Origin of the sequence: Herbidospora mongoliensis (genome assembly GCF_001570545.1) — a bacterium.
Taxonomy (GTDB): domain Bacteria; phylum Actinomycetota; class Actinomycetes; order Streptosporangiales; family Streptosporangiaceae; genus Herbidospora; species Herbidospora mongoliensis.
The window spans coordinates 335,764-359,751 of record NZ_BBXD01000008.1 but is presented as its reverse complement, the minus strand read 5'-3'; the positions used below and the strand labels follow the sequence as shown (position 1 = coordinate 359,751).

Genomic DNA, 23,988 nt, shown 5'->3' with positions numbered 1-23,988 from the left:
GGTACGCCGATGCTCCGTCCCGCCCTCGCCGGTCTGGCCCTGGCCGCCGCGACGCTCGTCATCCCCGGTACGGCCACGGCGAAGCCCGCCCCCGCCCCGGTCGTCGTCAAGGACGTCACCATCCCCGCCGTCCCCCTGAAGGACCTCCAGCCGTCGATCCAGGACGACCGCGGCGTGAAGCTCGGCGGCATCGGCAGCGGGCTCTTCCCGGCCGGCCGGGACGGCGACTTCTGGATGGTCACCGACCGGGGCCCCAACGGGCAGCCGACCGTCGAGGGGGAGAAGCGGCGGACCTTCCCGATCCCCGAGTTCGCCCCGGCCATCGCCAAGGTGTCGACCCGGCACGGCGTCGAGATCAAGAAGTGGATCCCGCTCACCGGCCGCTCGGGCAAGCCCATCACGGGCATGTCGAACCAGGCCGGGCACGACGAGCTGCCGTACACCTGGGACGGGCTCGCCAAGCTCGGTTACAACCCGGGCGGCGTCGACACCGAGGACGTCGTGGTCGACCGGCACGGCGACTTCTGGCTGGTCGACAAGTACAGCCCGTCGCTGATCCACGTGTCGTCGAAGGGCCGGGTCATCGCCCGGTACGTGCCCAAGGGCCTCGACCTCGTCGGCGCCGACTACCCGGTCAAGGACGTGCTGCCCGCCATCCTGTCGACCCGGCCGCAGAACCGCGGCTTCGAGGGCCTGGCCATCAACGGGAACACTCTCTACCTGGCCGTGCAGAGCCCGCTGCAGAACCCGACGAAGGCCGTCGGCGACAAGTCGCGGATCGCCCGCATCCTCACCTTCGACATCCGGCGCGGCCGGATCACCGGTGAGTACGCCTACCAGTTCGAGGACATCACGACCTTCGACTCGTCGTACAACGGCGACCAGAGCCAGATGAAGATCTCCGGCCTGGCCCACGTCGCCGGCGACCGCATCCTGGTCGACGAGCGGACCGACAAGGTCGCGCACATCTACGAGATCAACCTGGCCAGGGCGAAGAACCTCCTCGGCGGCAGGTACGACGACGCGGCGACCACCCCGTCGCTGGAGGCGCTGACCGACCTGTCGAGGGTCGGCCTGGCCCCGAAGAAGCTGATCGCCGACCTGTCGAAGGTGGCCCCGACGCTGCCGGGCAAGGTCGAAGGGCTGGCCGTCCTCGACGCGCGGACCATCGTCGTGGCCAACGACAACGACTTCGGGCTGGGCGAGTTCGGGGCCGACGGGCGCCTGATCGACTCCGGTGTGAAGAGCCGCATCGTCACCATCAAGCTCCCCAAGCCGCTGCGCTGAAATCAAGGTCAACTCGTTACCTGAACACCTCTGGGCTCCCCGGAAACTTCCGTGTTACAAATCACGGGAGTCACCCGGGGAGTGGCATCTCCGGCTAACTGAACAACGTGGCAGCGTGATCGGCGCGCGCGCTTTGCCTGACGTCTCCCTCTGTCAGGAAAGGTCCCTCCATGCCTTTTCGAAGGCTGGCCAGAATCGCTCTTCTGGCCGCTGCCCTCGTGCTGCCCTTAACCCCTCCGGTGGCCGCGCACGCCCAAGCGCAGGCCGCCGCGGCGGCGGCCGATCCCGAGTTCAAGGTCCTCGTCTTCTCCAAGACGACCGGTTTCCGGCATGACTCGATCCCCGACGGCATCGCCGCGATCCAGAAGCTCGGCACGGAGAACAACTTCGCCGTCGACGCCACGGAGAACAGCGACGCCTTCACCGACGCCAACCTCGCGCAGTACTCGGCGGTCATCTTCCTGTCGACCACCGGTGACCCGCTGAGCAACGCCTCCGAGCGGGAGGCCCTGGAGAAGTACATCCAGGGCGGCGGCGGTTTCGCGGGCATCCACTCGGCCTCCGACACCCACTACGGCTGGGAGTGGTACGGCAAGCTGGTCGGCGGTTACTTCAAGTCTCACCCGGCCACCCAGCAGGCCACCCTCAGGACCGAGGACCCCGCCCACCCGTCCACGGCGCACCTGCCGACCACGTGGACCCGGGTCGACGAGTGGTACGACTACCAGACCAACCCGCGCAGCACGGTGCACGTGCTGCAGTCGCTCGACGAGAGGTCGTACACCGGCGGCACGATGGGGATCGACCACCCGATCTCCTGGTGCCAGGACTACGACGGCGGCCGCTCCTGGTACACCGGCCTCGGCCACACCAAGGAGAGCTTCGTCGAGGCGAACTTCACCAAGATGCTGCTCGGCGGCATCCGCACGGCGGCGGGCGTCGAGAAGGCCGACTGCGCGGCCTCGCAGAGCTCCAGCTTCGACAAGATCACGCTGGACGACAACACCTCGAACCCGATGATGCTGGACGTCGCCGAGGACGGCCGCGTCTTCTACATCGACCGCCTCGGTGACTTCCGGATCATCAAGCCCAGCGGCGCCACCGTCACGGCCGCCCGGTTCAACGTCTACACCGCCAACGAGGCCGGCCTCATGGGCCTGGTGCTGGACACGAACTTCGCCACCAACGGCTGGGTGTACGTCTACTACTCCCCCGCCGGAGTCAACGTCGACCGCCTCAGCCGCTTCACGGTCACGGGCGACACGCTCGACCTGGCCAGCGAGGTGCAGGTCCTCAACATCCCCGTCCAGCGCGCCGAATGCTGCCACCACGGCGGCGGTCTGGCCATCGACCACAAGACGGGCGACCTCTGGCTGACCACGGGTGACAACACCAACCCGTTCGCCTCGGACGGTTACACCCCGATCGACGAGACGGCCGGCCGTGCCGCCTGGGACGCCCAGCGCACCGCGGGCAACACCAACGACCTGAGCGGCAAGGTGCTGCGCATCCGCCCGCAGGCCGACGGCACGTACACGATCCCCGACGGCAACCTGTTCCCGCCGGGTACCGCGCAGACCCGTCCCGAGATCTACGCGATGGGCTTCCGCAACCCGTTCCGCGTGGGCCTGGACGCCAAGACCGGCCTGCTCATGGTGGCCGACTACGGCCCCGACGCGGGCGCGTCCAACCCCAACCGGGGTCCGCAGGGCACCGTCGAGTGGAACCTCGTCAGCAGGCCCGGCAACTACGGCTGGCCCTACTGCGTGGGCGGCAACACGCCGTACATCGACTACAACTTCGGGACACGAGTTTCTGGCCAGGCCTTCGACTGCACGAACCTGGTCAACAACTCGCCGAACAACACGGGCCTGACCAACATCCCGCCCGCGATCCCGGCCAACATCCACTACGTCAGCCAGACCACCCCGAACAGCTTCCCCGAGCTGAACGGCGGCGCCCCCATGGCGGGGCCGGTCTACCGCTTCGACCCGGCCATCGAGTCGGACCGCAAGTGGCCGGCCTACTGGGACGGCAAGGCGATCATGGGTGAGTGGAACACGAACGAGATGTTCTCGTTCCTGCTCGACGAGCCCGGCACCAGCCAGGTCAAGATCAACCAGATCCTGAGCTCGATGTCGTTCAAGCGGCCGATGGACATCAAGTTCGGTCCCGACGGCGCGCTCTACCTGATCGAGTGGGGCTCCGGCTTCGGCGGCGACAATGCCGACTCCGGCATCTACCGCATCGACTACGTGAAGGGCACCCGCCCGCCGATCGCCCGGATCGCGGCCGACAAGACCGACGGCCCGGCCCCGCTGACCGTGCAGTTCTCCAGCCAGGGCTCCAGCGACCCCGACGGCAAGCCGATCACCTACGCCTGGGACTTCGACGGGAACGGCACGACCGACTCGACGGAGCAGCACCCCAGTCACGTCTACACCCAGGCCGGCCAGTACAGCGCCGTGCTCACGGTGACCAACCCCGACGGCCTGCACGGCACCGCCAACCTGCCGATCAACGCCGGGAACACCCGCCCGACCGTCGCCCTCGACCTGCCCCCGAACGGCGGCTTCTTCGAGTTCGGCGACCAGGTGAACTACAAGATCACCGTCACCGATCCGGAAGACGGCACGATCGACTGTGACGACGTCAAGATCCAGGCCTACCTGGGTCACGACAGCCACGGCCACCCGCTCGACCAGCACGAGGGCTGCGAGGGCACCATCCAGACCCTGACCGACAGCGGTCACGGGATCGACGACAACCTCTTCTACATCCTTGAGGCCACCTACGCCGACAAGGGCGGCCAGGGCGGTTCGCAGTCGCTGACCGGCCGGGCCGAGGTCATCCTCCAGCCCAAGCGCAAGCAGGCCGAGCACTTCTCGGGCACCGGCCGCGTCGCCGACGGCGTGGGCACCGACCCGGCGGGCGTGCAGATCGAGGCCACCGGCGACACCCAGGGCGGCAACCAGAACATCGGGTTCACCCAGGACGGCGACTGGTTCTCCTTCACCCCGATCAACCTGAGCGGCATCTCCCAGATCCGCTTCCGCACGGCCTCGGCCGGCGTGGGCGGCACCGTGCTCGTGAAGACCGGCAACCCGGACAACGGCCCGGTGGTCGGCCAGATCGACATCACCCCGACGGGGGCGTGGCAGACGTACAAGGACGTCACGCTGACCCTGGCCAGTTCCCCGGCCGCGACGAGCCCGCTGTTCTTCGTGCTGCGCAAGCCCGCCAGTGCGGCGGCGGGTGACTCGCTGCTCAACTTCAACTGGATAGACTTCATCGGCAAGGGCGTCACCGAGAACCAGCGCCCGGCCGTGACCGTGGCGGCCACCCCGCTGTCGGGCACCGCGCCGCTGAAGGTCGACTTCACCGCCACCGCGACCGACCCCGACGGGGACACGACGCTGACGTACAAGTGGAACTTCGGCGTGAACGGCTCGCCCGAGCCGACCACCTCGACAGCGAGCCACACCTACACCGCGCCCGGCAGCTACACCGCCTCGGTGACCGTGACCGACGCCCGGGGCGCGGCCACCACCGGGACAGTGGCCGTGCGGGTGGACGCGGTGACCAGCACGTGCTTCTCGGGTCGTTCCGACGACTTCCTGGGCACCTCGCTCGACCGCGACCGCTGGTCGGTCATCCGCGAGGACCAGAACCTCCGGGTCCAGGACGGCAAGGTCATCCTGCCGACCTCGCTGACCGACATCTACGGCACCGGCAACACGGGCACCCCGAACATCGTGCTCCAGCCCGCGCCCTCGGGCGCGTGGACGGCCACCGCCAAGCTCACGATGGACGCCCGCAACCAGTACCAGCAGGCGGGCCTGCTCATCTACGGCGACGACGACAACTACGCCAAGATGGTGCTCCAGGCGCGCGGCACCAACGACCACGCCAACCGCGTGTTCCAGTTCATCCGCGAGGAGAACGGCGTCCCCAACGAGGTCGCCGCCAGCAACTCGCCCAACCTCGGCGACGCCTACGCCGACACCGTCTACGTGCGGTTCGTCAGCGACGGCGCCAACGTCACCGCGCACTACTCGCAGGACGGCGCGACCTTCACCGCGATGACGCAGACCAAGGCGCTGGCCGGGATCACCAACCCGCGCATCGGCCTGGTCTCGCTGGCCGGTTCGGGCACCCGCCCGATCGTCGACGCCGCCTTCGACTGGTTCCACATCACCCCCGACGACACGGCGGGGTCGCCGGGCCCGAACGACGAGTTCGACGGCACGGCGCTGGACGTCTGCCGCTGGAACGCCATCGTCCGCCCGGACGCCGCCACCCACCGGGTGACCGGCGGCAACCTGGAGATCGACACCTCACAGGGCGACGTCTACGGCACGGCCAACACCGCGCCGAAGAACGTCATCCTCCAGACCGCGCCCGCGGGCGACTGGACCCTGGAGACCAAGCTCGACGGCTCGGCGTTCAACGAGCAGTACCACCAGGGTGGTCTGATCGTGTACGTCGACGACGACAACTACGTGAAGTTCGACTTCCTCACCGACAACACCGCCGGTTCCGCGGTCACCCGCCGCATCGAACTGCGCAGCGAGGTCGCCGGTTCGGTGCAGAACCCGCAGCCCGGGGCGAACAACCTCACCCAGGGCGTCTGGTACCTGCGCCTGCAGAAGACCGGCACCACCTTCCGGGGTTCCTACTCGGCCGACGGCACCACCTGGACGACCATCGCCGAGACCGTGGCCAACACGGCGGTCGGCACGGGCCGGATCGGCCTGTTCGCCCTGGGCGCCAACCAGACGGCGGCCAAGCCGGCCAAGTTCGACTACTTCAAGGTGACCCAGCCGAGCAGCGACACCACCGCGCCGTCGACCACGGCGACGACCGACCCGGCGCTCCCGGCCGGTGGCTGGTACACCGGTCTGGTCCAGGTGACCCTGGCCGCGACCGACACCGGCGGCAGCGGGGTGGAGAAGACCGAGTTCCAGCGTGACGGCGGTACGTGGACGACGTACACGGAACCGGTCGTCATCACCGGAGACGGCCCGCACACTCTCAACTACCGTGCGGTCGACAAGGCCGGGAACGTCGAGCAGGCCAAGTCGCTGGCCCTCAAGATCGACGCGACCGCGCCGCTGACCACGGCCGACTTCCAGCCGGGCAACCAGGTCACCCTGGCCGCCACGGACGCGACGTCGGGCGTCGAGAAGATCGAGTACAGCCTGGACGGCGGGGCGTGGACGGTCTACACGACCGCCGTGGCCGTGACCGGTGCGGGCGACCACGAACTCCGCTACCGGGCCGTCGACAAGGCCGGGAACGTGGAGGAGACGAAGGCCGTCACCCTCACGATCGAGGACGCCGAGCCGACCATCGTGATCTCCGGTGTGGCCGACGGCGGTTCCTACGGGGACAGCTCCGACGTCACGATCGCCTGGGAGGTGGCGGGCGCCGGGATCAAGACGGTGACCGGCACCCTCGACGGTCAGCCGTTCGTCTCGGGCTCGACCCAGCCGCTCCACAAGCTGGCCCTGGGCGAGCACGTGCTCCTCGTGACCGTGGTCACGAACGCCGGTTCCACCTTCACCAAGCAGGTCGGGTTCACCACCACGACCTCGACCGACGACGTGTCGGCCCTGATCGAGCGGTTCCGCGTGGCCGGGAAGATCTCGGCGACCGGGGCCGCGAAGCTCCAGGACGACATCGCGAAGGTCATGGCGTCGGAGGACAAGGGCCGTGACCGCGACAAGCCGAAGATCCTCAAGAAGCTCGAGCGGTTCGTCGAGGCGGTGAACGATCCCAAGATCGTCAACAACGCCGAGGCGAAGTCGGTCCTGCTGAGGGATGCCGAAGCGCTGATCCAGAAGTACAGCTAGGCACCACCGCCGCCCGGCTCACGACGAATAGACGTGATCGCTGATGAGCCGGGCGGCGCCCACCACACCCGCGACGTCCTCCAGTTCCGACAGCACGATCGGCAGGTTGCCGGTCGCCAGCGGCAGTGACCGCCGGTAGACGACGCTGCGGATCTCGGCCAGCAGGATGTGGCCGAGCCGGGCCACCCCGCCCGCGATGATCACCAGTCCGGGGTTGAAGAAGGACACCAGCCCGGCAAGCACCTGGCCGACCCGGCGCCCGCCGTCTCTTATCAGTTTGATCGCCACCGGGTCGCCCTGGGTGGCGGCGATGGCGACGTCTTCGGCGGTCAGCAGGCCGCCTGCGGCCAGCCGCTGCGCCAGGTAGGGCGAGGAACCGCTGCGGGCGGCCACCTCGGCCTGGGCGGCCAGCGCGGAGCCGCCGAAGTAGGCCTCCAGGCAGCCGGTGTTGCCGCAGGGGCAGAGCGGCCCGTTCTCGTCGATGCGCATGTGGCCGATGTCTCCGGCGCTGCCGGACACCCCGCGATAGATCTTGCCGTCGACCACGATGCCGCAGCCGACGCCGGTGCCGATCTTGACCAGCAGGAAGTCGTTGACCTGGCGGGCGACCCCGGCGTGCAGCTCGCCGAGCGCCATGAGGTTCACGTCGTTGTCGACCATCGCGGCGCAGCCCAGTTCCTGACTGATCGTCTCGCGCAGCGGGTAGCGGTTCCAGCCGGGCATGATCGGCGGCGCCACCGGCACCCCCTCGGCGAAGCTCACCGGCCCGGGGACGCCGATGCCGGCCCCGCTGAGCTGGGTGAAGAGCCCCTGCTCCCGGAGTTTGCCGACGAGGTCGAGCGCCCGGTCGAGCACCGGTGCCGGGCCCTTCCTGATGTCGATCGGCTCGCTCACGTGCCCGAGCACGTTCAGCTCGCCGTCGGTGATGGCCACGTCGACCGAGGTGGCGCCGATGTCGATGCCCACGAAGCGGGTGGCGCTCGACAGCCTGACCAGCCCGGATCGCCGGCCGCCGCGCGACTCGGCGAAGCCGTCGGGCTCGGCCAGGCCGAGTTCGACCAGACGGTCGAGCTCGGCGTTGAGCTTGGAGCGGGACATCCGCCACCCCGCGGCCTCGGAGGAGAGGTCGTTGAGTTCGGCCCGCGATCGGGCTCCGTCGCGGAGGAGGCGCAGGAGCGCGGCCTGGTGCGAGTTCTCCGGGCGGTTTGTCTTCACGGAGGAAACTATCCCACGACCTACTTTCGCACAAAAAAACAAAAGTTGTGTTGGACCGTACGTAACTTCTAGACCATCTGCTCGAAACAATTTACGCTGCAAACGAGTCAAGCTCGCATTAAGGAAGTGCATGAAAAACCGCCGCTGGCCACTGATCGCCGCTGTATCGCTACTTGTCCTGTCGGGCGTCACCGCCGTCCCCGCTCAGGCCCACACCATCAACGCGACCGATTTCCAGCAGGTCACCCTCGCCAAGGGGGTGGCGGAGACGGGCGAGCCGATGTCGCTCGCGGTGCTGCCCGACCGCTCGGTCCTGCACACCGCGCGCAACGGCACCCTGCGGCGGACCGACGCCGCCGGGAACACCGCCGTCGTCGGCACGCTGCCGGTCTACACACACGACGAAGAAGGACTCCAGGGCGTCGCCGTCGACCCCGGCTTCGCCACCAACCGGCACATCTACCTCTACTACGCCCCGCCGCTGAGCACCCCCTCCGGCGACGCCCCCGCCACCGGAACCGCCGCCACGTGGACCACGTGGACCGGCGTGAACCGCCTGTCCAGGTTCACGCTCAACGCCGACTTCACCCTCAACACGGGGAGCCAGGTCACCGTCCTGGACGTGCCCGCCAGCCGGGGCATCTGCTGCCACGTCGGCGGCGACATGGACTTCGACGCGGCCGGCAACCTCTACCTGTCGACGGGTGACGACACCAACCCGTTCGAGTCGGCCGGCTACTCGCCGCTCGACGAGCGCACCGACCGCAACCCGGCCTACGACGCGCAGCGCAGCGCGGGCAACACCAACGACCTGCGCGGCAAGATCCTGCGCATCAAGGTGGCCACGAACGGGACGTACACGATCCCCTCGGGCAACCTGTTCGCGCCGGGCACCGCCAACACCCGTCCCGAGATCTACGCGATGGGGTTCCGGAACCCGTTCCGGATCAGCGTCGACAAGGCCACGGGCGTCGTGTACGTCGGCGACTACGGCCCCGACGCGGGTGCCACCAGCTCGACCAGGGGCCCCTCGGGCCAGGTCGAGTTCAACCGCGTCACGAGCGCCGGAAACTACGGCTGGCCCTACTGCACCGGCACGAACACCACGACCGAGACGTACAACGAGTGGAACTTCGCCACCAACGCGACCGGCTCGAAGTACAACTGCGCCGGGCAGCCGACGAACAACTCCTTCCGCAACACGGGCCTGCAGACGCTGCCGCAGCCGCGCGCGGCGTGGATCCGCTACGCCGGTGACGCCGGCACCCCGGCCGCCTTCGGCGGGGGCAGCGAGTCGCCGATGGGCGGCCCGGTCTACCGCTACGACGCCGCGAACACCTCGGCGACGAAGTTCCCGCAGTCCTTCGACGGCCAGTTCTTCGCCACCGAGTTCGGCCGCGGCTGGGTCAAGCCCATCCACGTGAACAGCGACGGGTCCGTCGGCACGATCGACACGTTCCCCTGGAACGGCAAGCAGGTCATGGACTCGGCGTTCGGCCCCGACGGCGCCTACTACGTCCTCGACTACGGCACCGGCTACTTCAACGGCGACGCCAACAGCGCCCTCTACCGGTACGACTACGTCGGCGGCGGCAACCGCGCCCCGACCGCCGTGGCGAGCTCCAACCGCACCTCGGGCGCCGCCCCGCTCGCCGTGACGTTCTCCTCGGCGGGCAGCAGCGACCCCGAAGGCGGCGCGCTCACCTACTCGTGGGCCTTCGGTGACGGCACGACGTCGACGGCGGCCAACCCGACCAAGACGTACTCCACGAACGGCACCTACACCGCCACGCTGACCGTGCGCGACCCCCAGGGCGCGACCGGCACGTCGAGCGTCGTGATCAGCGTCGGCAACACCGCCCCGACCGTGACGATCAACCTGCCGGCCTCCGGCCAGCTCGTCTCGTTCGGCGACGCGGTGCCGTGGAGCGTCACGGTCACCGACCCCGAGGACGGCGCGATCAACTGCTCGCGGGTGACGATGGCCTACGCCCTCGGCCACGACCAGCACGCCCACCAGATCACCTCGCAGACCGGGTGTTCGGGCACGATCACCATCCCGGTCGACGGTGAGCACGACGACGCGGCCAACATCTTCCCGATCTTCGACGCGTCCTACACCGACAACGGCGGCCTGAACGTGCACGCGCAGAACATCCTGCAGCCGCGCAAGCGCCAGGCCGAGCACTACAAGACGTCGCAGGGCGTGGCCCTGATGACGAAGGCCACCGCGGACGGCGGCCGGACCGTCGGTGACATCCACAACGGCGACTGGATCCAGTTCGACCCGTACAAACTGAACAACGCGACGTCGTTCTCGGCCCGGGTCTCCTCGGCCGGCATCGGCGGCACCCTGCAGTTCCGCACCGGTTCCCCCACCGGCACGATCATCGGCTCGGCGGCCGTCGCCCCGACCGGCGGCTGGGAGACCTTCGCCAACGTCACCGGGACGATCTCAGGCGCCCCGGCTGGCACCACCTCGCTCTACCTGACCTTCGCCGGCACGGGCACCGGAGCCCTGTTCGACCTCGACACCTTCACCTTCACGACCGGCACGCCGCCGGTCGGCAACGGCCGGGTCACCGGCCTGGCCGGCAAGTGCCTGGACGTCAGAAGCGGCGCCACCGCCGACGGCACCCAGATCCAGCTCTACACCTGCAACAGCTCGACGTCGCAGACGTGGACCAGGACCGGCCAGACCTTCCGCGCCCTCGGCAAGTGCCTGGACGTCTCCGGCGCCAGCACCGCCGACGGCGCCAAGATCCAGCTCTACACGTGCAACGGCACGGGCGCCCAGAACTGGACCACCCCGTCCGACGGGACACTCCGCAACGTCGGATCGGGCAAGTGCGTCGGCGTGACGGGTAGCAACAGCGCCGACAGCACCCCCGTACAGCAAGAGACCTGCACCGCGGCCGCGAACCAGAAGTGGACGGTTTCCTGATGCGGAAAGCCCTCATCGCAGCCGGGGCGATAGCCCTGGCCGCCTGCACCCTGACGGCGTTACCGGCCCACGCGGCCGACGCCCCCTACGACGTGCTCGTCTTCTCCAAGACGGCCGGATTCCGGCACGACTCGATCGCGGTCGGCACCCAGGCCATCCGTGACCTGGGCGCGGCCAACAGCTTCACCGTGACCGCGACCGAGGACGCCGCCGCCTTCACCACCGGCAACCTCGCCCAGTACGAGACGGTCGTGTTCCTCAACACGACCGGCGACGTGCTGAACGCCACCCAGCAGACGGCGTTCGAGAGCTACATCCGCGGTGGCGGCGGCTACGTCGGCGTCCACGCGGCGGCCGACACCGAATACGCCTGGCCGTTCTACAACACGCTCGCCGGCGCCTACTTCGCCAGCCACCCCGCGATCCAGCAGGTGACGTCCAGGACCGAGAACCGGGCCCACCCGGCGACCGCGCACCTGGCACAGGCCTGGACCCGCACCGACGAGCTGTACAACTACCAGACCAACCCCCGCTCGACCGCGCGGGTCCTGGCGACCCTCGACGAGTCGACCTACTCGGGCGGTTCGATGGGCGCCGACCACCCGATCACCTGGTGCAAGGGCATCGACAGCGGCCGCTCGTTCTACACGGGCTTCGGCCACACCCAGTCGTCCTACGCCGAGGCGGGCTTCCGCACGCAGCTCCTCGGGGGTCTGCGGTACACCGCCAAGCGCGCCGACGCCGACTGCCGCGCCGAGACCGGCTACACGACCCTCTACAACGGCTCGACCACCGGCTGGTCGCAGTCGGGACCGGGCAGCTTCTCCAACTCCGACGCGACGTTGTCGTCCGTCGGCGGCATGGGCCTGTTCTGGTACAACGCCAAGAGCTACGGCTCCTACTCGCTGAAGGCCGACTGGCGGCTGACCGGCGACAGCAACTCGGGCATCTTCATCGGCTTCCCGAACCCCGGCGGCGACCCCAACATCGCCGTCAACCAGGGCTACGAGATCCAGATCGACGCCACCGACACCGCCGACCGGACCACCGGTTCGATCTACGGCTTCAAGTCGGCCGACATCGCCGCCCGGGACGCCAACCTGAACCCGCCTGGTGAGTGGAACACCTACGAACTGCTCGTCGAGGGCCAGCGCGTCCGCGTCTACCTCAACGGCGTGCAGGTCAACGACTTCACCAACACCGACGCGGCCCGCAACCTGGACGGCTTCATCGGCCTCCAGAACCACGGCAGCGGAGACCAGGCGTCGTTCCGGAACGTCCGCATCAAGGAACTGGGCACCCAGCCCCCCACCTGCGGCACCACGCTCCAGGCCGAGACCTACACCTCGGTGAACGGCGCGGCCCCCTTCACGAAGGCCGGCGCCAACAACGGCCAGACCCTCGGCAACATCGAACCCGGCGACTGGTCGGGCTACAACAACGTGAACGTCGGCGGCGCGACGGCGTTCAAGGCACGCGTGGTCTCCGGCGGCCCCGGCGGCCAGATCCAGATCCGCACCGGCTCCCAGACCGGCACGATCCTGGGCACCGTCGCGGTACCGAACACGGGTAGTTGGACCACGTTCGCCGACGTGACCACCTCCCTGACCGGCGTCCCGGCCGGGAACGCCAACGTGTTCCTGACCTACACGGGAACCGGCACCGGCCTGTTCGACGTGGACGACTTCACCTTCGTCAGGTCCTGTACGCCCACCGTCACCAACCTGGCCCTGAACAAGACCGCCACGGCGTCGAGCGTGGAGGCGGCCCAATATCCGGCCTCCGCCGCCGTCGACTCCTCGGCCACCACCCGCTGGGCCAGCGCCTTCGCCGACCCGCAGTGGATCCAGGTCGACCTCGGGGCGTCCTACACGATCAGCCGCGTGCGGCTGCTGTGGGAGGCGGCCTACGGCTCGGCGTACCAGATCCAGACCTCACCCAACGGCTCGACCTGGACCACGGTCCGATCGATCACCGGCGGCAACGGCGGCGAGGACGACAACACCGGCCTGAACAACGCGGCCCGGTACGTCCGGATCAACGGCACCGCGCGGGGAACCGCCTGGGGCTACTCGCTCTTCCAGTTCGAGGTGTACGGCAGCTAGGCAAAAATCGGGGTGCCGGTCCGACCGGCACCCCGTTTTCCTGACGTATACGTAGTTCTGTGGCTTCCAAGCGACGCAGATTATGGGTGGCGGCAGCGGCGTTACTGCTGGTGCTGGTGGGGATCGCCACCCCGGTTCTGATGAATTCCGGGCTGATATGGGCCCGCCTAGAGGTCGTCCACCTGGACGGCAGCCAAGGCCCGAGCGACCGCGAGACCAAGCGGTTCTCGGTCCGGTTCGGCATCAAGAACATCACCTGGCGGAACGTGACCATCACGTCCGCAGGAGCGAGCAGCTCCTACCTGAAGTTGGTCGACGTCGAGGGCCTTCCACTGCCCCACACCCTGGCGCCGGAGGCGACATGGGAGGTCAGCCTCGTCTACGAGGTGACGAACTGCGACGGCTTCCCCAACGAGGAATGGCCGATCCCGTTCCAGGTGGAGCGGTCCTGGGGCAGCCAGACCATCGAACTACTGCCACCGGACTACGACCCGGACGTCCCCGAAGACCTGTTCCCCGAGGACGAACCCCCGGCCTGGCCCTGGATGGCCGACCGCGCCAACCACATCTGCCAGTGGTTCGGCGAGCCCTGACCGCGACCATCTCACCGTCGAACCAGCGACCGATTCACCACGAGACCAGCGACCATCTCACCATCTGCGTGTGACGGCGCAGTTGGCTGGCACGCGTCCGGTAAACGTCATAGTGTGTTTCGTGCAGACTTTCTGCATCAAGACATAGATGACAGGCTCAACGGCCCGTCTAGTAGGTGGTCCAGATGCTGATCCGGTTCCGGCTGGCCAACCATCGGTCGATCCGTGACGACCACGAACTGTCGCTGATCGCGACCGAGTTCGATGAGGGCACGGCGCGCCCGACCGGTCTCAAGCACCGAGGACACGACGTCTCGGTACAGCCCGTAGTGGGGATCTTCGGCGCCAACGCCTCAGGGAAGTCCAATCTGCTGAGCGGGCTCGAGCTCATGGGCGAGACGGTGCGGAACTCCTTCGCCGACTGGGCCAAGTCGCCGGATGTGGTGCCCCGGCAGCCGTTCAAGCTCGACCCCTCATCCCGCGCCGAGACGAGCCTGTTTGAGGTCGACCTCACGCTGGGCCGGGATCCCGTCCGCTACACCTACGGCTTCGAACTGTCAGACAGACGGGTGGAGGCGGAATGGCTGCACGCCTACCCGCACGGCCGCCGGAATGTCTGGTTCGACCGGGAGGCGGACCGTCCCGAGTCGGAAGGTGGCGAGTTCGTCTTCAGAGGAGAGGGTTTCAAAGGCGAACGTGAACCACTGGTCAAGCTGACGCGACCGAACGCTTTGTTCCTGTCGGTCGGCGCGGCGCTCAACGATCCGCAGTTGTCCGCGATCCACAAGTGGTTCATCGGCAGTCTTTCCCCCTTGTTGACGCCAGGCAGGAACGTGGCCGTCCGGCTGACCTGGACCCAGAGTCTGCTGACCCGTCCGGATTATGCGGGGCGCTACCAGGAGCGGATCATGCAGATGCTGCGATCGGCCGACCTGGGAATCACCCGTCTCGATGTCGATCCCGAGACCGGCAAGATCAGACTGTGGCACCGCACATCAGATGACGGAGAGGTGCCGTTTGACTTCTTCACGGAAGAATCACTCGGCACCCATGCCTGGTTCGCCTTTCTCGGGCCTATGATCACCGCGCTCGAGGGGGGATCCGTCCTTCTCGTGGACGAACTGGATTCGAGCCTGCACCCCGCGCTCGCGGCCGAGGTCGTCCGCGTCTTCCAGGACCCGGCCGCCAATCCAAAGGGCGCTCAGCTGATCTTCACCACGCACGACGCGACCCTCCTGGGCAATGAGGTGCTCAATCGCCCGATCAGCCGTGACCAGGTATGGATGACCGCGAAAAAGCGTTCGGGAGAGACCGAGCTCTATCCCCTCACAGCGGCCAAGCCACGCAAGGAGGAGAACCTCGAACGCGGATATCTCCGTGGCCGTTACGGCGGGGTTCCCAGGGTGACCGCAGGGGAAATCGCCCGCGAAATCTCCCGGCCCGAAACAAAGGCGACGACGTGAGCGGAGGGCGCAGAAAAAGGCGCGGGAGCCTGGACGACGAACGCCCGTTGGTACCCAGATCCAGCCCCCGCTCTCGCGAAGTGCTGGTTCTTTACGTGGCCTGTGAAGGCGAATCCACCGAGCCCGACTACCTGCAGTATCTGAACGAGCAGTTCGGAGACGGCGACGGCCAGGACAGGCAGCCTTTCCGGATCCAGCCGGTCTACCGCCGCTACGGCCGAACTCCGTGCGAGGTTGTCGCCACCGTGGCTGAGGCCGCCGGCGAAGACGAGGCATGGGCGCTCTTCGACCGCGACCAGTGGGCCGATATCCCTCAAGCGATCAAAGATGCGGCCGCGTCGAGGATCGAGCTCGCCTTCTCCCATCCATCGTTCGACCTGTGGCTGCTGCTGCATTTCCAGGCGTTCGGAGGAGCGCAGAGCGGGAGCAGCAAACTCGTGGTCGAGAAGCTGCGACAGGCCAAGGGTGCGGAGGCCTTCGGCGACTTCGACAAGAAGGGCGACAAGAGCGTCAAAGGGTCACGGCGTAACGCCCTGAAGGGCCGGGAAGAGAAGGCGGTGGCGCACGCTCGCAACCTCGTCGCCTCCTGCGCCCACGGGCTCTGCATGCCCGGCCAGGCGAAAATCGGGCCGGTCGGAGATGACGATCCCCAGTCGCCCCACCAGTGGGCGGCCCGCTCCGGGCACGCGCCTGATTGCCCGGTTCTCCAGCGCGACCCGTCCACCGATATGTGGCGGTTGCTGGCCCGGCTGAGAATCGTGGAGCCCTGACGGCTTCGGCCGGGCGCGATCTTCTACACGTTAGATAACCCCAGGTCAGTGGGTATCTGAAAAGAAGTTCGCGGCGTTTGTCACAACTTCGGAGTCTGCCCTGTCTTAGCTGACGTCCGGGCCGCGTACGAGCGCCCGGTCTACAGACAAGGGGTAGTAAATGAAGATCGTCGTCATCGGCGGGACCGGGCTCATCGGGTCGAGGCTGATCGAGAAGCTCACCGAGCACGGACATGAGGCCGTCGCCGCCGCGCCCAGCACCGGCGTCAACACGCTCACCGGTGAGGGGCTGGCCGAGGCGCTCGAGGGTGCCCAGGTAGTGGTGGACGTGTCGAACTCGCCGTCCTGGGAGCGGGACGCGGTGTGGAACTTCTTCACCACCTCGACCTCCAACGTGCTGGCCGCCGAGAAGAAGGCCGGGGTCGGGCACCACGTCGCGGTGTCGATCGTCGGCAGCGAGAAGCTGCCCGCCAACGACTACTTCCGGGCGAAGATCGCCCAGGAGGAGCTCATCGAGAAGTCGGACGTGCCCTACTCGCTCGTCCACGCCACCCAGTTCTTCGAGTTCGTCAAGGGCATCGCCGACGAGGCGACCAGGGACGACGGGGTGCACGTCGCGCCGGTCCGGTTCCAGCCCATCGCGGGCGCCGAGGTCTCGGAGAACGTCGGCAAGGTCGCCGTCGGGGCGCCGCTGAACGGGCGTCTGGAGATCGCGGGACCGGAGCAGTACCAGATGGACGAGTTCTTCCGCGGCGTTCTCAAGGCCCTCGGGGACCCGAGGACGGTCGTGACCGATCCGCACGCCCGCTACTTCGGCAGTGAGCTGGAGCAGGGCACCCTCGTACCGGGCGACGGCGCGACCCTCGGCCGGATCGACTACTACGAATGGCTGAAGACCAACCAGGGGAAGTGATCGCATGTCGGAAGCATGGAAGTCCGCGCTGACCCTGCTCCAGGAGATCGAGCCTCCGTTCATCCCCGAGGGCGCGCACGCGATGACCATCGTCATCGAATATCCGCCGGGAGACCCGGGCACCCCGCCGCACCGCCACTCGGGACCTGCCTTCGGCTACGTCCTCGAAGGCGAGATGCGGTTCGAGCTGCAGGGACACCCGGTCCGGGTGGTGAAGGCCGGGGAGGTCTTCTGGGAGCCCGGCGGCGACGTCATCCACTTCCAGGACGGCAACGCGCGCGACGACGTGCCGGTGAAGTTCACCGTCACGATGCTCTGCGCGCCGGGCACGCCGATGCTCACCTTCGTCGAGGAAGAAGAACTCAGCCGCCTGGGGTGGTCGCGATGAACGAAGAGCTCGAAGAGGATGCCTGAGATGGTCACGATCGTCCTGGTCCATGGCGCCTTCACCGGGTCGGGGAGCTGGAAGCGCGTCATCCGGCGACTGCACGGCCACGGGCTGCCCGTGATCGCGGCGGCGAACCCGCTGCGGAGCGTCGAGGGCGACGCCGACTATCTCCGTGACGTGATCGACGGCATCGGCGGGCCGGTCGTCCTGGCCGGCCACTCCTACGGGGGAATGGTGATCAGCCAGGCCGTCCATCCGGCGGTGAAGGCTCTGGTGTACGTCTCCGCCTTCGCCCCGGAAACGGGGGAGAGCGCCCTGGTGCTGTCGCAGAAGTTCGAGGGGAGCACCCTGGCCGACGCGCTGATCGCCTACCCGGTCGCGACCGGCGGCAGCGAGTTCCGCATCGACCCGGCCCGGTTCCACCAGCAGTACTGCCACGACGTCGACCCCGAGTCGGCCGAGGTGATGGCGATCCTGCAGCGTCCGGTCACCGAGCGCGCGCTGAGCGACATGGCCACCCGGGCGGCCTGGCACGACACGCCGTCGTGGTTCGTGTACGGCGACCGCGACCGCAGCATCCCGGTCGAGGCGATGCGCCACATGGCCGGACGCGCCGGGTCGAGGGACACCAGGGAGATCCCCGGCGCCTCGCACGCGATCGCCGTCTCCTGGCCCGACACGGTCACGCGGAGCATCCTCGACGCCGTCGATCACGTGCGGTGAAGTGAGCGCGTGGATTCACTGGAAAACGCCGCATCGGTCTTCACCGAGCTTCGGCCGCGCCTGTTCGGCATCGCCTACCGCATGCTGGGCAGCGCGGCCGAGGCCGAAGACGTCGTCCAGGACGTCTGGCTGCGCTGGCAGGTCGCCGATCGCTCGGCCGTGCAGAGCCCGCCCGCGTTCCTGGCCACGATCGCCACCCGGTTGTCGATCAACGTGGCGCAGTCGGCGCGATCGCGGCGCGAGTCGTACATCGGCCCGTGGCTGCCCGAGCCGATCGACACCAGCATGGATCCCACTTTGGGCGCCGAGCGCGGAGAGGCGCTGGAGTTCGCCTTCCTGCTGTTGCTGGAACGCCTGTCTCCGACCGAGCGGGCGGCCTATGTGCTGCGGGAGGCGTTCGTCTATCCGTACGAGCAGATCGCGGAGATCATCCAGGTCAGCGCCGCCAACGCGCGCCAGCTCGTGAGCCGGGCCCGCAAACGGCTGTCGACCGAGCGCCGCGAACCCATCGACAGGACCGCGCACCGGCAGTTGCTGGAGACCTTTCTGGACGCCGCGCAGTCGGGTGACGTCCACGCGCTGGAGAGCCTGTTCGCGAAGGACGTCGTCAGTCTCACCGACGGCAACGGGATCCTGGGCGCGGCCCGTCTCGTCATGTCGGGCGTCCCGCGCGTGACCAAGTTCATCACCGCGTTCGCCCCCCGCTTCTGGCCCGGCGCCACGATCACCTACGTCGAGGCCAACGGCCAGCCGGCGGTCTACGTCCCGGCCCGTGACAAGATCGGCGGCGCCCTGCTCATCCTCGACGCCTCCCCCGACGGCATCCATCACCTCCTCTGGGTGATGAACCCCGACAAACTCTCTCTGTACGAACGCTCGCGGCACCCCGGCGAGCCGACATGACCGATTCCCTGGCGGAGATGCTCGACGAGCGGCGGCACCTGCTCGACATCGCGACGTGGCTGTTCGGCTCCGAGACGGCGGCCGACCAGATCGTCCAGGAGACCTACCGCCGCTGGTACGCCCTCGCCGACCCCGACCGGGCGGCGATCACGCTGCCCCGGGCCTGGCTGACCCGGGTGGCCGGCGGGATCTGCCTGGAACTGCTGGCCACCCGCGCCCCGCACACCGCGCCCGCGCCCCGCCGTCCCGCGCCGCCGCCCCGGCCCCGCTCGGACCACGCGATGCGGACCCACCACGACCACGTCGCCCGCCGCTTCGCCGCCGCCTGCTCGGAGGGCGACACGGGAGCGCTCCGGGCGGTCCTGTCCCCGGACGCCCTGGTCGTCAGCGACGGCGGCGGCAAGATCCGCGCCCCCCTGCGGCCGACCCACGGCGCGGATGCCGTCGCCCTCTTCCTGTCACGGCTGCTGGCCGGGATCGACGTCCACGTCGAGCCGGTGAACGGCCGGACCGGCCTGGTGCTCCGCCAGGCCGCACGGGCGGTGGCGGTGGTCAGCGTCAGCGTCGCCGCGGCCGAGGTGACGGCGGTGTGGATCGTCCTGAACCCCGACAAGCTGGAGGGCTGGCACCGCTCATGAACCCGCCCTCCGCGCCTCTGTACGTCACCAGCGTCACCGTGACCGGCGGCGGTTCGGCCCACGGACGGGCCAGCGGCCGGGCTGTCTCCGCCGACGGGGCGCTCGACCTGGAGTTGCGGCTGCCGGAGGAGCTCGGCGGCGACTCAGCGGGGCCGAACCCGGAGCAGCTCTTCGCGGCCGGATACGCCGCCTGCTTCCAGGGGGCGCTGAGCCTGCTGGCCCGGCGGCACCGGCTCGACCCTTCGGCGATCAGCGTGGCGGTGACGGTCGCCTTCGGCCGGGACCCCGCCGACGGCGGCTACCAGCTCCGGGCCGACCTGGTCGTGACGTGGCCGGGAATCGAGCCAGCCGTAGTGGCGCCGCTGATGAGGCAGGCGGAGGCGTTGTGCCCGTACGCGAAAATGACCCGGCAGGGGACGATCAGCTTTTGGGGTGGTAGGCCCGTTTGACCGCCTCGGCCGGGTCGGCCAGGAGGCCGGCGAAGCCCAGCTCCGCGCCTCCCACCAGCGTGGTGTCGTCGCCGAGGGTGGCGATGCGGAGTTGCACGCGTTCCCTGGACACCGGGAGGACGCTGGTCTCGATGCGGGCCCGCACCTGGTCGGCCGAGCCCCGGTAGACGTCGCGGAGCATGCCGCCGAAGACGACCACACCCGGGTTGAACAGGTTGATCAGGTTGGCCACGCCGACCCCGAGCCAGTCGCCGACCCGGTTCAGCGCCTCGCGGGCGGTCCGGTCGCCGCGTTCGGCGGCGTGGACCACCGAGGCCACGGCGTCGCGGCCGACGCTGCCGTGGGGCCAGCCGGCCAGTTCGAGCAGGGCGCTCTCGCCGACCTCCGCCTCCAGGCAGCCGCGCGAACCGCACAGGCACGGCCGCCCGTCGTAGGGGTTGACGACCATGTGCCCGGCCTCGGCGGCGTAGCCGTCGTTGCCGTCGAGGCGCTTGCCGTCGATGATCACGCCGCCGCCGACCCCGACGTCGCCGTGCAGGTAGATGAGGTTGCTGAAGCCGATTCCGGCGCCGCGCTGGTTCTCCGCGACGGCGCCGAGGTGGGCCTCGTTGCCCACTCTCACCGGCAGGTTCAGGGGCAGCCGGCGTTCCAGCTCGGGGCCGAAGGCCTGGTCGACCCAGCCCGTCTTGGGGCCGTAGCGCACCGTCCCGTCATGCGGCCGGATCATCCCGCAGAACGACGCGCCCACCCCCACGCAGACGGCGTCAGAGGGGACGTCGCGGAGGAGCTGACGGGCGAACTCGGCCAGCGTGCCGACGACGTCGTCGAGATCGGGGTAGCGCCGCTGCCGGACGGCCGCCCGCCGGTCGAGGATGACGCCCCCGAGCCCGACCCTCGCCGCGACCAGCAGGTCGACGGCCACGTCGAAGGCGAGCACGAACACCTTGCCGGTCTCCGGGCTGACCACCAGGGACGGCCGCCCGGCCTTCTGGGTGTCTTCGGGCAGCTCCTCCCGGACGAGGCCGAGGGCGGCGAGCTCGGCGGTCAGCGCCATGATCGTGCTGCGGTTCAGCCCGAACTCCTCGGTCAGCGCGGCGCGCGACGTCGGCCCGTTGAGGTGGACGTGCCGCAGCAACGCCCCCAGGTTCTTCATGACCTGAGTTCAGCAGACCTTGTAGGCGTCCCGCGAGGAGTTGTAGGCGCAGGAGTCGACCAGCTTGCCGGAGGCGTTGCGCAGATAGCCGGTGTCGGAGGCCTGGTTCCAGATGTAGGCGAAGGTCCCGCCGCCGCTGCGCCCCCAGTAGCGGGTCGTGGCGGTGTCCTTGCCCACACCGGTCCGCAGCGTGACCGTCTTGCCGGGCTTGAGGGTGAAAGCGGCGAACGTGTAGATGTGGTCGGGGGCCTTCGTCGCGTCCCGGACGGTCCAGCCCTTTAGGCTGACCGCCTTCTTGGTGATGTTCTTGAGCTGGATGTACTCGCCGTTCAGGCTGCCGTTCGCGCCGTTGTCCGGCGAGCCGGGCGAGTTGTAGTAGATCTTCGTGATCTGGACGGCCGGGGCCTTCGCCTGGGCCGGCGCGGAGAGCAGGGCGGTGGTTGATGCGGTGGCTAACAGCGCGACCATGAGTACACGCATGTGGAACGCTCCAAGGAGTGAGGCGACTTGCCGGGTTTCGAATGATAAGGACAAGGGGCCCCTACGCCTAGAGTTACTCACATGAAGATCGCGACCAACGACGCCGTCACCCGCGAAGAGCTGCTCGAATTCCTGCGCCCCCGTCACCACGCGATCGTCGTCACGGCCCGGCGCGACGGCCGCCCGCAGGCCTCCCCGGTGGCGTGCGGGGTCGACGCCGAGGGCCGGATCGTGATCTCGACCTACCCCGACCGCGCCAAGGCTGCCAACGCCCGCCGCAACGAGCAGGTCAGCGTGATCGTCCTGTCGGACGACTGGAACGGCCCGTGGGTACAGGTCGACGGCGACGCGGAGGTCCTCGACCTGCCGGAGGCCCTCGAACCGCTCGTGGAGTACTTCCGCTGCATCTCGGGCGAACATCCCGACTGGGACGAATACCGCGCCGCGATGACCCGCCAGGGCAAGTCGCTCCTGCGGATCACCCCGACCCGCTGGGGCCCGGTCGCGACCGGCGGCTTCCCGGCCAGGCTGGCCTGACCGGACGGCCTTACGTCGTCGAGTGAGGATCAGTGGTGGGCGGGCCGGGGACCGTCGCCGTGGTTGTCGGCCCTGGCCGGGAGGATCAGGGCGGCGATGATCACTGCGATCGACATGCCCGCGCTGACGATGAAGGCCACCCGCATGCCGTCGAGGAGGGCCAGCTGCTCGGTCACCCCCGACGCCCGGGACGACTCGGCCCGCGCGCTCATCACGGTGATCACGAGTGCGGTGCCGATGGCGCCGGCGACCTGCTGGAGAGTGCCCAGGATCGAGCTCGCGTGAGAGTAGAGCGGGGGCGTGACCGCGCCCAGGCCCAGCGTGAACACGGGGGTGAAGATCCCGGCCAGGCCGACCATCAGCAGGGCGTGGAGGCCGAGGAGCTGCCAGTAGGGCATGGACAGCGTGATCTGGGTGAAGCCCGCCAGCGACAGGGTGATCGCGACCGCTCCCGGGATCACGAGCACGCGACCGCCGAACCGGTCGAACAGGCGGCCGACGGTCGGGCCGAGCAGGCCCATCGCGAGGCCGCCGGGCATCACCAGCAGGCCCGCCTGGAGAGCGCTGAGGTGGCGGATCTCCTGCAGATAGAGCGGCAGCAGAACCATTGAGCCGAGCATCGCCATGAAGGCGACCGCCATCAGGATCAGCGACACCGTGTAGGTGCGGAAACCCAGCGTGCGCAGGTCGAGCAGCGGGGTGCCGCGCTTCTGCAGCCGCAGCTGCCGGAACACGAAGATCGCGATGAGGACCACGCCGCCGCCCACGATCGCGCCCGCCACCCGGGCGTCGCCCTCGAACTGGCTGAGCCCGTAGACCAGGCCACCGAAACCGGCAGCGGCGGTCACCACGCTGAACCAGTCGACGGTGCCGGGCTTGGTCTCGCCGACGTTCTTGAGCTGCTTCAGGCCGAACCAGGTGATCAGCGCGGCGATCGGGAACACCACGGCGAACAGCAGCCGCCACGACCCGAAGTTCAGGATCACGCCGGAAACGGTCGGGCCCATGGCGGGCGCGACCGAGATGGCCAGGGAAACGTTGCCCATGACCCGTCCGCGCTCGGACTCCGGCACCACCTGCATCAGCGTCGTCATCAGCAGCGGCATCATGATCGCCGTGCCGGACGCCTGGATGATCCGGGCGCCGAGCAGCACCTCGAAGTTCGGGGCCACCCCGGCGAGAGCGGTGCCGAGCAGGAACAGGCCCATCGCGGTCGTGTAGGCCGTGCGCGTGGTCACGCGCTGCAGGAACCACCCCGTGATCGGGATGACGACCGCCATGGTCAGCATGAAGGCCGTCGACAGCCACTGGGCCGTCTGGGCGGTGATGTCGAGCGCGGTCATCAACGCCGAGATGGCGTTGATCATGATCGTCTCGTTCAGGATGACCACGAACGTGGCCAGCACCAACAGCCGGATCACCGGAGGGGTGCGACGTGAGGTATCGGTCGCGGGCTTGGCGGGTGAGTCGAGCTGGTCTAGCTGTGGGCTGGACACGGCACCTCAAAAATCGGGGGATCGGACTGAGTTACGGCCATGTGCCAGCATGGCCCGCACCACCGACAGAACTCAT

General features: G+C 68.7%; 18 protein-coding genes. 14 read left to right on the top strand and 4 right to left on the bottom strand.

Annotated elements, in window-relative coordinates:
- The first annotated feature begins 9 nt into the window (after positions 1–9).
- Both AW272_RS01910 and AW272_RS45515 read left to right on the top strand, forming a co-directional pair.
- Positions 10–1,287 carry an esterase-like activity of phytase family protein gene (locus AW272_RS01910; RefSeq protein WP_066360426.1) on the top strand — a complete coding sequence of 426 codons (1,278 nt, stop codon included), beginning with the start codon at positions 10–12 and terminating at the stop codon, positions 1,285–1,287.
- 170 nt (positions 1,288–1,457) lie between these two features.
- The gene (locus AW272_RS45515) at positions 1,458–7,142 is read left to right on the top strand and encodes a ThuA domain-containing protein (protein ID WP_083957821.1); all 5,685 of its coding nucleotides are present in this window, start codon (positions 1,458–1,460) and stop codon (positions 7,140–7,142) included.
- A gap of 18 nt (positions 7,143–7,160) precedes the next feature.
- On the opposite strand, the gene AW272_RS01900 is transcribed toward AW272_RS45515, so the two are convergent.
- On the bottom strand, positions 7,161–8,357 hold the full coding sequence (locus AW272_RS01900) for an ROK family protein (protein WP_066360423.1): 1,197 nt from the start codon (positions 8,355–8,357) through the stop codon (positions 7,161–7,163).
- 130 nt (positions 8,358–8,487) lie between these two features.
- On the opposite strand from AW272_RS01900, the gene AW272_RS01895 reads away from it, so the two are divergent.
- From AW272_RS01895 to AW272_RS01845, 11 genes are all read left to right on the top strand, one after another.
- Positions 8,488–11,301, top strand: coding sequence for a PQQ-dependent sugar dehydrogenase (locus AW272_RS01895; RefSeq protein WP_066360421.1), 2,814 nt, complete (start codon positions 8,488–8,490; stop codon positions 11,299–11,301).
- Positions 11,301–13,406 (top strand): ThuA domain-containing protein, encoded by a 2,106-nt coding sequence (locus AW272_RS01890; protein ID WP_157518167.1) that lies wholly within the window; start codon positions 11,301–11,303, stop codon positions 13,404–13,406. The genes AW272_RS01895 and AW272_RS01890 overlap by 1 nt, the downstream gene beginning before the upstream one ends.
- 59 nt (positions 13,407–13,465) lie before the next feature.
- Complete coding sequence (locus AW272_RS01885; protein WP_157518164.1) at positions 13,466–13,999, top strand: hypothetical protein; 534 nt, start codon at positions 13,466–13,468, stop codon at positions 13,997–13,999.
- Positions 14,000–14,184: 185 nt separating this feature from the next.
- Positions 14,185–15,462, top strand: a complete 1,278-nt coding sequence (locus tag AW272_RS01880) for an AAA family ATPase (protein WP_066361186.1) — start codon at positions 14,185–14,187, stop codon at positions 15,460–15,462.
- Between the two features lie 80 nt (positions 15,463–15,542).
- Complete coding sequence (locus tag AW272_RS01875) at positions 15,543–16,232, top strand: RloB family protein (protein ID WP_066360418.1); 690 nt, start codon at positions 15,543–15,545, stop codon at positions 16,230–16,232.
- A gap of 160 nt (positions 16,233–16,392) precedes the next feature.
- The gene (locus tag AW272_RS01870; protein ID WP_066360414.1) at positions 16,393–17,145 is read left to right on the top strand and encodes an SDR family oxidoreductase; all 753 of its coding nucleotides are present in this window, start codon (positions 16,393–16,395) and stop codon (positions 17,143–17,145) included.
- A 4-nt stretch (positions 17,146–17,149) separates the two neighbouring features.
- Entirely contained in the window at positions 17,150–17,533 is a 384-nt protein-coding gene (locus tag AW272_RS01865) for a cupin domain-containing protein (protein WP_066360412.1), read from the top strand.
- A gap of 27 nt (positions 17,534–17,560) precedes the next feature.
- Entirely contained in the window at positions 17,561–18,256 is a 696-nt protein-coding gene (locus AW272_RS01860) for an alpha/beta fold hydrolase (protein ID WP_218010762.1), read from the top strand.
- Positions 18,257–18,265: 9 nt separating this feature from the next.
- Positions 18,266–19,159, top strand: a complete 894-nt coding sequence (locus AW272_RS01855) for an RNA polymerase sigma-70 factor (protein ID WP_066360405.1) — start codon at positions 18,266–18,268, stop codon at positions 19,157–19,159.
- A complete protein-coding gene (locus AW272_RS40235; protein WP_083957813.1) occupies positions 19,156–19,797 on the top strand; it encodes a sigma-70 family RNA polymerase sigma factor family protein in 642 nt (213 codons plus the stop codon). The genes AW272_RS01855 and AW272_RS40235 overlap by 4 nt, the downstream gene beginning before the upstream one ends.
- Positions 19,794–20,246 carry an Ohr family peroxiredoxin gene (locus AW272_RS01845; protein ID WP_066360404.1) on the top strand — a complete coding sequence of 151 codons (453 nt, stop codon included), beginning with the start codon at positions 19,794–19,796 and terminating at the stop codon, positions 20,244–20,246. Before AW272_RS40235 ends, AW272_RS01845 begins: the two co-directional genes overlap by 4 nt.
- On the opposite strand, the gene AW272_RS01840 is transcribed toward AW272_RS01845, so the two are convergent.
- Both AW272_RS01840 and AW272_RS01835 read right to left on the bottom strand, forming a co-directional pair.
- Positions 20,218–21,399: an ROK family protein gene (locus AW272_RS01840; RefSeq protein WP_066360402.1), complete on the bottom strand. Its 1,182-nt coding sequence runs from the start codon at positions 21,397–21,399 to the stop codon at positions 20,218–20,220. The two genes, AW272_RS01845 and AW272_RS01840, sit on opposite strands and share 29 nt — an antisense overlap.
- A 9-nt stretch (positions 21,400–21,408) precedes the next feature.
- Positions 21,409–21,879: a lamin tail domain-containing protein gene (locus AW272_RS01835; RefSeq protein WP_066360399.1), complete on the bottom strand. Its 471-nt coding sequence runs from the start codon at positions 21,877–21,879 to the stop codon at positions 21,409–21,411.
- An 81-nt stretch (positions 21,880–21,960) separates the two neighbouring features.
- On the opposite strand from AW272_RS01835, the gene AW272_RS01830 reads away from it, so the two are divergent.
- Entirely contained in the window at positions 21,961–22,416 is a 456-nt protein-coding gene (locus AW272_RS01830; protein ID WP_066360397.1) for a PPOX class F420-dependent oxidoreductase, read from the top strand.
- 29 nt (positions 22,417–22,445) lie between these two features.
- Here the strand turns inward: AW272_RS01830 and AW272_RS01825 are convergent, their stop codons facing one another.
- On the bottom strand, positions 22,446–23,837 hold the full coding sequence (locus tag AW272_RS01825; protein ID WP_066360395.1) for an MDR family MFS transporter: 1,392 nt from the start codon (positions 23,835–23,837) through the stop codon (positions 22,446–22,448).
- Between the last annotated feature and the right edge of the window lie 151 nt (positions 23,838–23,988).